General features: G+C 49.2%; 8 protein-coding genes. 7 read left to right on the top strand and 1 reads right to left on the bottom strand.

The features are described from left to right. The first annotated feature begins 45 nt into the window (after positions 1 to 45). From F0P93_RS09265 to F0P93_RS09240, 6 genes are read left to right on the top strand one after another with little or no spacing between them, the layout of a single operon-like run. On the top strand, positions 46 to 3,330 hold the full coding sequence (locus F0P93_RS09265; protein WP_150876098.1) for a family 78 glycoside hydrolase catalytic domain: 3,285 nt from the start codon (positions 46 to 48) through the stop codon (positions 3,328 to 3,330). Between the two features lie 31 nt (positions 3,331 to 3,361). Further along, positions 3,362 to 6,073, top strand: a complete 2,712-nt coding sequence (locus tag F0P93_RS09260) for a family 78 glycoside hydrolase catalytic domain (protein ID WP_191908764.1) — start codon at positions 3,362 to 3,364, stop codon at positions 6,071 to 6,073. Positions 6,074 to 6,100: 27 nt separating this feature from the next. After that, entirely contained in the window at positions 6,101 to 6,850 is a 750-nt protein-coding gene (locus F0P93_RS09255) for an SDR family NAD(P)-dependent oxidoreductase (protein ID WP_150876096.1), read from the top strand. A gap of 4 nt (positions 6,851 to 6,854) precedes the next feature. Beyond that, entirely contained in the window at positions 6,855 to 7,478 is a 624-nt protein-coding gene (locus tag F0P93_RS09250; RefSeq protein WP_150876095.1) for a cyclase family protein, read from the top strand. 13 nt (positions 7,479 to 7,491) lie between these two features. Continuing rightward, positions 7,492 to 8,508 (top strand): zinc-dependent alcohol dehydrogenase, encoded by a 1,017-nt coding sequence (locus F0P93_RS09245; RefSeq protein ID WP_150876094.1) that lies wholly within the window; start codon positions 7,492 to 7,494, stop codon positions 8,506 to 8,508. Positions 8,509 to 8,562: 54 nt separating this feature from the next. Next, positions 8,563 to 9,525 (top strand): C-terminal binding protein, encoded by a 963-nt coding sequence (locus F0P93_RS09240; protein ID WP_150876093.1) that lies wholly within the window; start codon positions 8,563 to 8,565, stop codon positions 9,523 to 9,525. A gap of 80 nt (positions 9,526 to 9,605) precedes the next feature. On the opposite strand, the gene F0P93_RS09235 is transcribed toward F0P93_RS09240, so the two are convergent. Continuing rightward, positions 9,606 to 10,529 (bottom strand): AraC family transcriptional regulator, encoded by a 924-nt coding sequence (locus tag F0P93_RS09235; RefSeq protein ID WP_150876092.1) that lies wholly within the window; start codon positions 10,527 to 10,529, stop codon positions 9,606 to 9,608. Between the two features lie 479 nt (positions 10,530 to 11,008). On the opposite strand from F0P93_RS09235, the gene F0P93_RS09230 reads away from it, so the two are divergent. Continuing rightward, complete coding sequence (locus F0P93_RS09230; protein ID WP_150876091.1) at positions 11,009 to 14,536, top strand: SusC/RagA family TonB-linked outer membrane protein; 3,528 nt, start codon at positions 11,009 to 11,011, stop codon at positions 14,534 to 14,536. Positions 14,537 to 14,543 lie beyond the last annotated feature (7 nt).

The raw sequence follows: 14,543 nt of genomic DNA, 5'->3' as shown, positions 1-14,543 counted from the left end.
GACTTTTAACCCTGTTTGGCTATTCACTACTTTCAAGCTTTACCAATGAAGATTCTATGGTTTACTATTCTGGCGCTGCTGTCTACCTTTTTAGCATACGGTGACGACCAAACGGATGATTTGAAAATTAGTAATCTGCGGACCGAGTATTTAGTAAATCCGATTGGGATTGATGTCAAACAGCCCCGCCTGAGTTGGGAGTTGGTTTCTACAAAGCGGGCACAGTCTCAGTCTGCCTATCAGATCTTGATAAGTGCGGATTCCCTATCCCTGGTAAAAGGTGTAGCGAATGTATGGGACTCAAAAAAAGTTGAATCCACTAGTGCCAATCAAGTGCGGTACACCGGGAGCAAGCTGCTTACCCGGACCAAATACTTTTGGAAAGTCCGCGTTTGGGACGCCGGGAAGAAGGTTAGTTCGTGGAGTGCCATCGCCAGCTGGTCGATGGGGCTGCTCCATAAAGAGGACTGGCAGGCACACTGGATTGGAGGGCCGGAAGAAAATGTACCTGCCGACGCAAAATTCGATATCTGGCATAGCTTTCAATCAGGTTCTGGCCCTATGGAGAATGCGGGCAATCAATGGGTGGATGTTGATTTAGGTTCGCAACAGGACATTCGTCAAATTAAACTCTATCCCGTAGCGTATAAACTTCAGCCCAGCGGCTACTTATTTCCCAAACGTTTCAAAATTTTGGTATCGGCTACGGCGGACTTTAAAAAGCCAACGGTCGTTGCCGACGAAAGCGCCCGGGATTACGAGCAGAGTGGGCTGGAACCGTACAGCAAACCGATGGCGCCCGCAACCGGCCGGTACATCCGGGTAGTTGTTCATAAACTCCGCAAAACGGACGAGGGAAAATACGCCTACGCCATCGCCGAATTAGAAGCCATCAATGCCCGTTCCGAAAATGTTGCGCTGAAAAAACCGGTCGCTGCCTCCGTTCCGTACGCTACCCATCCGGCCTTTTCAGCGGAGAACTGGAGCCCGGCCAAATTGACGGATGGAGCTTACACCGGCAGTTCGGCAAATCGCAAGCCCTTCAAATCGTCCATACCCGCATCGCCGTTGTTGAGGAAGACGTTCACAGTGACGAAGGAAGTGAAGCAGGCCACCCTCTACGCGAGCGCTTTGGGCCTGTATGAGATGACCCTGAACGGCAAAAAAGCCGGAAATCAGGTTCTGGCCCCCGAGTGGACCGATTACCACGAACGTGTTCAATACCAAACGTATGACGTCACGAAATCCGTGAAAAAAGGCGTCAACGTGATGGGGGCCATGCTGGCAGATGGTTGGTATGCCGGCGGTCTCTTTTCCCATCCAGACCGGGGGGCGTATGGATTCGACCGGCGGTTGATCGGGCAACTGGAGCTGCTGTTCGACGACGGTACCCGAACCCAGATTGTAACCGATGCCAGCTGGAAGCTATTGGAAAACGGGCCAATCCAGACGGCATCCATCTTCGACGGCGAAAATTTTAATGCAAAACGATTGCCCGCCAGGTGGACGGAACCGGATTTTGATGACTCGGGGTGGAAATCCGTTACCGTGGACAAAACCGTCTCGAAAACACTCAACGCCCAGCTCAACGAGCCGATTAGAGTGATTCAGGAAATTACGCCGATACAGGTGGTGAAGGTGAAGGAAGGAACGTACATTTTTGACCTGGGGCAAAATATAGCGGGGTGGGTAAATCTTAAAATTCCTTATAATCCAGCTCAGAACATCACGTTTCGGCACGGCGAAGTGCTGGACGAAAATGGCCAGCTTTATGTTAGCAACCTGCGAGCCGCTAAACAGATGGATGTATACACACCCGGGTTGGAAAAGTCCATTGACTATGAGCCTCGCTTTACGTATCATGGCTTCCGATACGTTGAGATTTCCGGTCTTACCCAGGAACCTAAACTCACTAATGTAACGGGGAAAGTAGTTGCGTCGGCTGCGCCCTTGGCCGGTACATTTGAAAGTTCGTCGCCCGATCTTAATAAGTTGTGGGCCAATATTTTATGGACTCAGCAAGGGAACATGCATTCGGTGCCGACCGACTGTCCCCAACGGGATGAGCGCGCGGGGTGGATGGGGGATGCCCAGGTATTTGCCCAGACGTCGATGTTCAATCTGGACATGAGTGCCTTTTTCACCAAGTGGGTGAGGGATATTGCCGATTGCCAACGAGCCGACGGACGTTACCCGGATTATACCCCGCAGGTCGATAAGTGGAATCGCTATTGCAATGCCCCCGGATGGAGTGATGCGGGAGTCCTGGTCCCCTGGCGAATGTATGAGAACTATGGCGATACGGCCATCCTGGCCCGCCAGTATGCGTCGATGAAAGCCTACATCCGGCACATCCTGGACACCAATCCGGATCTGTTGTGGAAAAATGAGCGGGGGAACATGTACGGCGATTGGCTGAACGGAAATACCATTATTGCGGACGACTATCCGAAAGAAGGGGGTAAAGTAGATAATGATATCTACTCGACGGCCTTTTTTGGCCATTCAACCCGAACCGTCGCAAAGGTTGCCAGGCTGCTTGGTCATCAGCGAGACTACATGTTCTATGACTCGCTGGCAACCGCGATAAAGACCCGGTTTATCAAAGCATACATGACCGATGACGGTACCATTGCCGGTAATACGCAAGCGGCATACGCCCTCGCGCTGGATTTTGACCTGGTGCCCGAAAAGCTGAAGAAACAGGCCGCAGCCCACATGGTTCAGGCCATCAAAGCGTATGATTACCGGATCTCGACCGGTATTCAGTCGACGATCCGGTTGATGAATCAGTTGTCGGAATACGGGTACGCCGACGTGGCTTATAAATTACTGGAAAGCCGCCGGTTTCCTTCCTGGATCTACTCGATTGATCAGGGAGCAACCACCATTTGGGAACGCTGGGACGGATACGTAAAGGGACGCGGTTTTCAGAACGTAGGCATGAATTCATTCAATCATTACGCCATCGGCGCCGTGGGCGAATGGATGTACCGAAGCATCCTGGGCATTAATGCCGATTCTGCTGGTTACAAGCATTTTACCATTAAACCGCGTTTGGGAGGTAGCCTGACCCGGGCCAGGGGGTCTTATCATTCCATTGCCGGAAAAATTGCTGTTGACTGGAAAGTCGAGAACGGCACGTTCCAGTTAGCGGTTCAGATTCCGGCGAATACTACGGCTACCGTGTTCCTGCCATCCGGAAAAAGCATCAGCGAAAACGGGCAACAGATTGCCGGATCAAAAGACATCCGGATTATAGAGACCACGGCTGTGGGTACGGCTTTACGCGTGCCCTCTGGCCAGTATACGTTCAGCGTTGCTTTGTGAAGTAAGATATACGATGAAGGGTAGAAAAATAATGGTACTGGTCGTCTTCCTGCTGAGCGTAGGTCTTACCGCACGAGCGCAGATACGGGTAGTGGCTGCCTTGTGCGACAATCGGGTTAATCCGGTGGGTATCAACCCCCGCGATCTGTTTTTTTCCTGGGAAATGCAATCGCCGAAGGAATCGGTCACCCAATCGGCGTATCAGGTGGTCATTGCCTCGTCGAAAGCGAATTTAACGTCTGGCCAATTTGATGTATTCAATTCCGATGTGGTGAAAAGTGATCAGAGCATTCAGGTTCATTATTCGGGAAAAGCGCTTCAGTCGGCGCAGACGTATTTCTGGAGAGTACGGGTATGGGACACGGATAAAAAACCGTCTGCGTGGAGTAGCCCACAGCAGTTCACAACGGGAATCTTTACCCCGGCAGATTGGAAAAATGCCCGTTGGATCGGTTACGAAGATTTGCCCGATTCCGGGCGGGTTGTGCCCTTCGTTCACCTGAAAATGAAGCCGGGTGATTCCCGGATTTTTAAGAATGCCCGGTCACCGTTGCTCCGTAAAGAATTTACAATGACCCGGAAAGTTGCGAAAGCACTCTTGTTTATCAGCGGTTTAGGTCATTATGAGGCCAGTATCAATGGCAGCCGGATTGGGGACGCTTTTCTGTCGCCCGGCTGGACCAGCTACGATAAAACCATCCTCTATAATACCTACGATATTACCGACCAACTACGTCCCGGCAGCAATGCGATGGGTGTTCTGCTGGGCAACGGTTTCTACTCCATTTCGCAGGAGCGGTACGTGAAAGGAACGGGCACCTTTGGTAACCCCAAACTGATTGTTTTGCTGAAAATTACGTACACCGATGGCAGCACGGATCACGTAATTTCTGACCAAAGCTGGAAAGCAACCCCATCGCCCATTACGTTCAACACCATCTACGGCGGGGAGGATTATGACGCCCGTCTGGAGCAAAAAGGCTGGAATACGGCCGGTTTTGCCGACAAGGCTTGGAAGAATGCGGTTTTAGTGACTTTGCCAAAAGGTAAACTACTGCCCGAAATCGATTATCCCGTTCGGTTTCTGGATTCCTTAACCGCCAGGAAAATGACGGTGGTCGGCCCGAATACCGTCGTGTATGATTTTGGCCAAAACTGTTCGGGGGTTCCTCGCATACATGTAAATGGGAAAGCTGGACAGATTCTGAAAATGACGCCGGCTGAGTTGCTTCATTCGGACGGTACCGTCCATCATACGGATGGCGTTACACCCCATTCGTATTCCTATACGCTGAAAGGAGACGGAGCAGAAACCTGGCAACCCCGGTTTTCCTATTTTGCCGTTCGATACGTTCAGGTGGAGGGCGTCCGGGTCAAGGCAGAAGAGGCTAGTCTGCCGGTGGTTACAGAACTAAAAATACTTCACAACCGCAATGCCGCTCCGGCCAATGGTTCGTTTGCGTGTTCGAATGCGCTGTTTAACCGGATCCATACCCTGACGGATTGGGCGATAAAAAGCAATCTGCAAAGTTACATCACCGACAACCCCCAACGGGAAAAACTAAGCTGGCAGGGCGAGCAGAATTTTATGCGCACGGCGATCCATTATACGTACAATGTGTACAATCTGTACCGCAGTCTGATTCAGAACATGGCCGACGCGCAGCACGAAAATGGCCTGGTTCCCGACATTGCCCCTGAGTACATTCAGTTCGATGGACCTTTTGTTGATTCGCCCGAATGGGGCACAACGGCCATCCTGGATTCCTGGTTTTTGTATCAGTTTTACGGGGATACATCGGTAGTCCGCAAAACCTACGGGATGATGACCCGGTACGCGGATTTTCTGGAAAACCGGGCGACCGACAACCTGCTCCTGTACGGTTTGGGCGACTGGCTGGATATAGGGAAAGTGACACCCGTCGGCGTTACGGCTACGGCGTATTACTACCATTCCATCAGTGCCTTAAGCGCAATGGCGGCTTTGATTGGAAAAACGAACGATGCCGACCGCTACCGCAATCTGGCCAAAACCATCAAAACCGCCTTCAATACGAAGTTTTATAATCCGGAGAAGAAACTGTATGCGACCGGTAGCCAAACCGCAATGGCGATGCCGATCAGCATGGGTCTGGTGGAAGAAACGTACCGAAACGACGTACTAAACAAACTGGTAACCAACATTCAATCGATCGATGCCCACCGACTGACCGCTGGCGATGTTGGAAACCGGTATCTGATCAAATCACTCTACGAAAATGGTCACCCCGAAACGCTGTTTACCATGACCAACCGCGACGATGTGCCGGGCTATGGGTATCTGCTGAAACGCGGGGCGACGGCCCTGGTCGAAACCTGGGACGGCAAAGCATCGCAGAATCAACTGGCGATGGGCCATATTCTGGAGTGGTTTTACGAGGGCATTGCCGGTATTGCTCAGGAGGAAAATTCCGTCGCGTTCAAGCACCTGAAACTTCGTCCCCAGCCTGTCGGCGATCTGACCTGGGCCCGGGGCCGTTTCCATTCGCCTTACGGCTGGGTAATGACCAGTTGGACCAAAACCGCCAGTCGATTTCGCTATCAGGTAGAAATTCCCGTCAACACCCGGGCAACCGTTTATTTGCCAGCGCGGTCCCGTTCGAAAATTTATAAAAATGGGAAAATCGTCCGGGATTACAAAATCGAAGCGAATACGGCTCTGCTGGAACTAGGTTCGGGTCAGTACGAGCTAAAGGTCGAGTGATCAACGTACCAGAATGAATTTATTGAAATGATGAGAGGATTAAAAGACAAAGTTATAGTCATTACCGGTGGTCTGGGTGATCTGGGTTATGCCACCGCCACCCGAATGACCGAAGAGGGATGTGTGGTTGTTCTGGTTGATCTTCAGCCCGATACAAAGCATAAAGCCTCAGATCTGGATGCCCATTTCTGGCAACTCGATATCAGCGATGAAGCGGCCGTGGCGGAAACCTGCGCGGCCATTGAGCAAGCCGTTGGCCCTGCTCACGTACTGATCAATACCGCAGCCCGGTTTATCTTCAAAGGGGTAGATGCTACGGCCGACGAATGGCAGCAGATCAATGCGGTCAACATTGGCGGTACGTCTCTGATGGCCAAGTACATCGTTCCGCAGATGAAAAAGAACGGCGGTGGCAGTATCATCAATTTTTCATCGGTGAGCGGCTTTGTCGGACAAGCCAGCTTCGCGACGTACAACGCCACCAAATTCGCCATTCGGGGACTCACCAAATGCTGGGCACAGGATCTGGCACCGTTTGGTATCCGGGTGAACACCCTGTGCCCGGGCTACATCTACACCAGCGCCTTCATCAATTCATGCGAAAAATTAGGCTTGAACATTGACGAAGAAGATCGTCGGGCATCGGCCATGCACTTACTGAACCGGCAGGGACGCCCCGACGAAGTAGCCGCAGCAGCCGCCTTTCTGGCCAGTGACGATTCTTCCTTCATGACCGGCAGCGACTTAGTGGTTGATGGCGGCTATTTAGCTAAATAAAACGATGAAATTGGTCGATCTATCCCATCCCCTGGTACACGGACAGCAAACGTTTCCGTCGGACCCCAAGCTGAGCATTATTCCGCACGGTAATACCCGCACCTTGAAATACAACATTACGCAAATCGTGATGGGGTCGCATCAGGGAACGCACCTGGACGCGATGTACCATTTTCTGGATGATGGCAAAACGCTGGACCAGATGCCTTTACACTGGTTTTACGGGAAGGTGCATGTACTGAGAATCCCCAAAGAGGCCCGGGAAGAAATTACCGTAGATGATTTTTTACCCTATGAACAGTTGCTGACTCCCGAGGCAAAAATCATCTACGACACGGGCTGGTACAAGAACTTTGGCAAGGATGATTTCTTCGAAAATTTCCCGTCGCTGACGCAGGAAGCCAGTGCGTATCTGGCCGACCGGAACATCCGGATGCTGGGCATGGACACGCCAACGCCCAGCCGCGACTGGTATGAAGTGCATCACATCCTGCTGAAAAAAGAAATCGTCATTGTGGAAAGCCTGACGAATCTGGATCAGGTTCCGGATGAATTTACCTTTATGGGGTTTCCGCTCAACTTACAAGGCCGTGACGGCTCCCCCATACGAGCAGTAGCTCAATTCTGAAAGTCAGTTACTTATGAAAGCACTTTTTTATCCCGAGTTTAATAAACTCACGATTGCAGAAAGGCCATTACCTTCTTTTTCCGAGGATGAGGTCCTGCTGAAAGTACTGGCTTGTGGTATCTGCGGGAGTGAGCTGGAAACCTTTAAAAACCAAAGCCCCCGCCGTGTGCCGCCTTTAATTATGGGCCATGAATTTTGTGGAATTGTTGAGGATGTTGGTTCCGATGTAATGGGCTTTACGAAAGGCGATCGGGTGGCCAGTAATAGCGTAGTGTCCTGCGGAGCCTGTGATCCCTGCAAACGGGGACTAACGAACTTATGCAAAAACCGGCAAATATTCGGGATGCATCGCGGGGGGGCATTTGGGGAATACGTGAATGTACCGGCCCATTGCCTGGTGCCGATGCCGGCGAACGTTAGTCCGCCAGCTGCCTGCATGACCGAACCGCTGGCCAATGGGATTCATATCGTTAACCTGACCCGGCATTTGGCGCCCAAAAAAGTGCTGGTGATTGGTGCCGGACCCATCGGACTGGTGACACAGCAGGCGTTTCAATCCCTGCTTGGCGTAGCGGTATACGTAGCCGATCTGCGGAACGAACGGCTCTTCATTGCGCGGAAATTAGGTGCTGCGGCCACCATCAATTCCTCGGAGGAAGACCTGGTTTCCGCGATTGATCAATTGACTGATCAGGAGGGAATTGATCTGGTTGTCGATGCCGTGGGGACATCGCAAACCAACCAGCAGGCCCTGAAAGTCATTCGGCCCGGCGGGGCAATTGTGCTCATCGGTCTTTATGAAAACGCTCAGCCCTTTTTTTCGTACGACATTATTTTAGCTGAAAAACAAATCATCGGCAGCTACGCGGCCACGCAGCAGGAAATCAAAGCATCGCTGGCGTTAATCGCTTCCGGGAAAGTAGACGTGACGTCGTGGGTACACTATTATTCAGTGGATGACGGGGTTATGGCCTTTACCGATATGGTGATGGCAAAGGGAGCCCACGTTAAATCGGTTATTCTTTTTTAACCTTCTTTCTCCATCCGTTTTTTCCCATTCCTAACCTGTCGACCTTGAATTTTTATGACTAGCAGCACGAAGAAAATTGTTATTACGGATCACGGCTTTTCCAACATCAACCCGGAAAAAGCGGTGTTGGAACAATCGGGATATGAGTTGATCGACGCCCAATGTAAAAACGAAGCCGAGTTATTAGCAGCCACCAAAGATGCTTTTGCCCTGATCGTCCAATGGGCACCCATTACGGAAACCATCATTCGAAACCTGGATCATTGTCGGCTCATTGTACGCTACGGGATTGGTGTTGATAATCTCAATCTGGCGGCAGCCAGGCAAAGACAAATACCGGTTTGCAACGTCCCGGATTATTGCATCGATGAGGTGTCTGATCACGCGATGGCCTTGGCGTTGGCGCTCCACCGGCAATTAGTATCGACGGATAAGCGGGTTCGGGAGGGTGTTTGGAAAATAATTCCGCCCGGTACGGTTCCGGCCTGTAAAGATGCCCTATTTACGACCCTGGGATTTGGACGGATTGCTCGGGTTATCCTCAAAAAAGCCGCAGTGTTCCATTTTAAACTGGCTGCAGTTGATCCCTTCGTGAGTGAAGAAGAAATGCAGGCATTGGGTGTCCAAAAAATAACCCTTGAAGAAGCCCTGGCAAATTCGGATATCCTCTCCCTGCATTTGCCGCTCAACGACCAAACCCATCATCTCATGAACCGGGAAACGTTATTGAAAATGAAGTCGAATGCGGTTTTAATCAATACGTCCCGGGGCGGGTTGATCAATACGGTTGACCTGGCGCAGGCATTGACAGAACGCAAAATCGGGGGCGCCGGTATCGATGTCTTTGAACAGGAACCGCTTCCGGACTCTCATCCGATCCTTCAGGCACCCAATACGATACTCACCTCGCATACCGCCTGGTATAGCCAACGCAGCATTCCGATTCTTCAGCAATTTGCCGCCGAAGAAGTATTGAGAATGATAAACGGAGAACCGCTGAAGAACCAAGTGGCTTAACAGTCATATTGACTCTGCTTCGAGTAAATTTATCCTGAATGGTTTTTCAAATAAGTTCGGAGGATTATTTATGATTTTCTCTAAGTCATATCCTTATCAGTCAAATTGTTTTCCTGAAGCTGGTATAGTGATGCCTGAAAGTACATAGATCTATGCTTAAGCTGGAATTGTTTAGGTGACAGTTCGGTAAAGCTTTTAAATTGTTTGTTAAAGTTTGAGACATTTTGAAAGCCGCATTCAAAACAAATCTGCTGTATACTGAATTTGTGTAACATTAATAGTTTGCAGGCATAGCCAACTTTCAGTTCATTTACAAATTGTGAAAATGGCTTTTGCATTCGTTGTTTAAAATACCTGGAGAAAGCGGTTGGACTCATATTAGCAATATCTGCCGCATCAATTAATCGAATAGATGATTTAAAATTATTCATGATGTAGGCCAGAACCTTATTTAATCGATCGTTCGTTTTGTCATTGATATTTAAGTTGTATCCCTCGCTGGATAATAAGGTTAACTCTTTAGAATCAGCTAATAAGCAAAGGATTTGCAATAATTTGATTAATTTATGAACACCGCTTAACGTCTGAATCTGATACATTTGATCGATCACTTCGGTCTGGGTTTTGCCCATTATTTTGATTCCTCGCTGGGATAGTTGCAGAAACTGTTCTATTGCATATAATTCTGGTGTTTTAAAAAAAGAATTTCCTAAAAAATCTTTTTTAAAATGGATTACAAGCGCTTCTGACGACTGAGGTTTTTCTTTAGAACTATCGGATTTCCAGGTATGCGCTAAATTCTTTCCGATAAAAATGAGATCGTTTTCATTATATCGATCAATATGATCTCCGACGAATCGGGTTCCAGAGCTTTTAACGATTAGCGTTAATTCGTATTCGGAATGGTAATGCCACAAACCAGGAAACGGGCCATTATATTTAAAATAATTGACACTGAAAGAATCAGTTTCTGTTTTTTTTACTTTTAAAAGAAGAGGGTCCATAGAATGTATTTTCGAACAGCTAATCAATTTGAAGAAAAGTAACCATGCTCCAAGTACTGGATTGTTCAACGATTAAAACAGGGATATTGCTGAGATCTGAGGTCCTTCCTGAAAGCGGTCCGGTCAAAGAGTATGGACCGGACGTTCATAGCACTCTCGTGATCCGTCATATACTTTTGCCGCATTCAATATATGCCGTTTGCCCATTGGTGTACCATGTATCCTCAATGTTTACGCTGGAACGTTGTGCCATAGCGACACCCATGGTTACTAATAGCACGATTGAAAGAAAGCAGAACGTGTTTTTTAGGATGCGTTGTCGATTTTATATTAATTTGTTCATATAAGTTGCTTGAATGAACATAAATTTATATTGAAATAATATTATTTTTAACACAAGTTCTTTATTTTTAATTTTTATTACATTTTTCTCAGATCACTTTTTTCAATTTATTATTCACCTTTACTCTTATTCTAGTATGCTCAAAATCATTACGATCAAAAGAAAAGGATCCTTAGTCCTTCTGTGCAACCTGCTTTTTAGCCTGGGCCTTTATGCACAGGTGCAGGTTTCCGGAAAGGTAACCGATGCCTCAGGGGCCACGTTGCCCGGGGTGAGTGTAATCGTTAAAGAGACAACGATTGGCACTGTCACCAATTCCGATGGAATTTTTACCATCCCGAATGTTCCTGCTACAAATTCCACCCTGGTATTCTCCTTTATCGGATACACCACCCAGGAAACCGTTGTGGGCAACCGGAAAAATATTGAAATTAGTCTGGCTCCGGCAGACAACCAGCTTAGCGAAGTAGTCGTGATCGGGTACGGTACCGCAAAGAAAAGCACGCTGACGGGTGCGGTATCACAGGTTGATTCTAAAGTCATTTCTGTGCAGGCAAACTCCACGGTTACCAGAGCCCTTGAAGGGGTAGTCCCCGGGATTCAGGTCTCTTCCATTGATGGCCAGCCCGGTCTGGACATGGGTATTCGGTTACGCGGAGCGGGCTCTACCAGCCAGAACAGCTCCAATGCCCTGATCGTGATCGATGGGGTGCCCACTGAATACCCCAATGCCCTGTCTTCCATCAATCCCAAGGACATTGAAAGCATCAGTGTGCTGAAAGATGCCGCTTCCACAGCCGTTTATGGTTCGCGTGGAGCCAATGGGGTTGTGCTTGTGACGACTAAAAAAGGAACAAAAGGGAAGCCGAATATTTCGGTACAAACCCGGGCTGGATTCAATTATCTGGGTGGATTGCGGTTTGATCTCATTGATAATGCCAAAGACATTTATGAACATGCCTGGCTGGCCATCTACAACTCCGCACGCTACGGGGTGAACGGCGGATCCTCTACCGACGGTAAATTCACGACGAATGTGGCCAATCCAAACATGTCTCATGAAGCGGCCGGTTTGTTTGCCAGTTCCCATTTATTCGATTACACCGGATCAAGGACAAACTTTGCCATGAACCTATTGGGGAATTACATGGCCTATGACGTGCCGGGCGCGGTGTATACCACCACCGGTAGCGGAGCCAATGCCAGTGCGACCATGTCGGGTGCGTACCTGATTGACCCGACAACGGGCAAGTTGAATCCGAATGCAAGACCACTTTGGGAAGCCGGATCGTACAAGGATTACTTCTTCGAAAAAATGTTCCGTCAGGAGCATACGATATCGGCAAGCGGTGGCTCCGATAAAATGGATTACTTTGTTTCTGTGGGCATGCTGGAAGATCCTTCTTATATCAGAGGGTCGACATTCAAGCGTTACAACGCACGGACCAATGTGAATGCGCAACTCACCAGTTGGCTGAAAGTAGGAACCAATCTGGGTTACAGTATGCGGAACACCCAATCGCCGGCAACCCGTTTCGGACGTAACCCCGGAACTGTGCAGCAAAACGCGTTCAGGTGGGTAAATGGGCAGAATCAACTCGTACCGTTGTTCGCCAGAGACCTTCAGGGAAATATTCGTAAAAATCCGAACGGCACCGACATGGTATCTGATAATGCGAATGATACCTATTCGCCCCTTGGCGTTCAGCCCAATTTTCTGAATGGAACCACCAGCCAGCCGCTTTATGCAACCAACCTGATCGACCTGTTGGATAAAGACATCGATCGGAGGGAATCGCACGACTTGAACCTTAAAGGGTATTTCACGGTGAACTTCCTCAAGAATTTCAGCTTTACAAACAACATTTCGTATGACCGCTTTACGGAAGAGCGGACGCGTTACGGTACGCCTGAGACAGGAGCTGTAGTGGGTATAGGGGCGATTGGGAAGTATTATACGAACACCGGCGTTTTCAACACACAACAGTTGCTGAACTGGGGTAAAGAATTTGGTCGTCACTCCGTTACGGCACTGGCTGCCCATGAATTCTACCAATTTAAAAGTGATCTGGTGAACTTTGCCTCCGCGTATTCGCTGATCAATGGGTTTACCGGCGCCGGTAACTTTACCAGTCGGTATAATACAGCGGGCGCACCGTTCGGTGTTCCGGGTTATGGTGGAGACTTAACGACCATGGATAGCTATTTTGGCCGGGCGGTGTACAACTATGACGACAAGTATTTTGTGGAAGGCTCGCTGCGCAGAGACGGTTCGTCTAAATTCCGCTTCAACGAGAATCGCTGGGGAACCTTCTGGTCTGTTGGTGGTGGTTGGCGTATTTCTCAGGAAAAATTCATGCAGCGATTCAGTGACGTCATCAACGAACTGAAACTACGGGCCAGCTATGGGGTGATCGGTAACCAGAGTGGTATCGGTAACTATTCGGGTTATCAGACCTGGAGCTACGGTGCAGTTTACACCAGCTCAACGGCTGGAGCAGGTATTCCTGCAACGTACACCCTTCAGCAAGGTGCTGCCGTAAATGATAAATTAACCTGGGAAAACACGCATACCTTTGATGCCGGTATCGATTTCACCCTTTTGAACAGGAGATTGAGCGGAACCATCGATGTCTACAACAAGAAGACGGTAAACTCCGTGTTTGCACAGCCTCTTGCCGCTTCAATGGGACAAGCTTCACTCACCCTGAACAACGCTGAAATTGTCAACCGCGGTGTGGAAGTTGCTTTGGACATCAAACTCATCCAAAACAAAAATATCAACTGGAGCATCGGATTGAACGGTACCCACTACCGCACCATTCTGACTAAATTTCCCAAAAGTGTAGGTTCGCCATCACTGGGCGGAAACTTTACAGGCTTCATCGATGGATGGGGAATTGCCAATGGCGGTGCGAACACCGCCGGCCAGATCATGTACCTGCGGGGTGAAAATAAGGATTACTACAACCTCTATCTCTACAAGTACGCGGGAGTGGATCAGAGCACAGGTTTGCCCTTGTTTCATCACACCGTTACGCAGCAAGATCAGGATGCAGGACGCTTTACGGATAGCAGCGTGGGAGAAATTGTTAGCACCACCAATTACACGCTGGCCAACCGGTATGAAATGGGCAGCGCCATTCCAAAAATTATTGGTGGCTTTTCCACAAGCTTTCAATACAAAGGATTTGACTTCACCGCTATCCTGGCCTACCAGCTGGGAGGGAAATTCCTGAGTGTGGAATATGCCAACCACCTGTACCGATCGGGAAATATCGGGAACGCATTATCGAAAGAAGTATTGGGAAATACCTGGACGCCTGAGAACAGAGACGCCAAATTCCCGATGGCATTTTATGGGGATACGTTCTATACGGGCGGGTCTACCTTTGGGCCATGGCAGTATACCGATCAGGCTCTATTCAGCGCTTCTTATCTGAATGTCAAAAACCTCACCCTGGGTTATACGCTCAGTGGCCCTATCCTGGACAAGTTGAATACAAAAAGTGTGCGGGTGTATGCATCCGGCGACAACCTGACCATGTTGACGGCTCACTCCGGTATCGATCCGCGCATGTCGCTGGTCGGTGGAATGGAAGTAGGGGCAGCCGTGTATCTGCCCATGAGCACCTTTTCGGTGGGTATTAATTTAAACTTTTAATGAGTCG

It is taken from the genome of Larkinella humicola, assembly GCF_008727875.1.
Taxonomy (GTDB): Bacteria; Bacteroidota; Bacteroidia; order Cytophagales; family Spirosomataceae; genus Larkinella; species Larkinella humicola.
The sequence above is the reverse complement of the archived record's forward strand: the minus strand, read 5'-3'. Positions and strand labels throughout refer to the sequence as shown.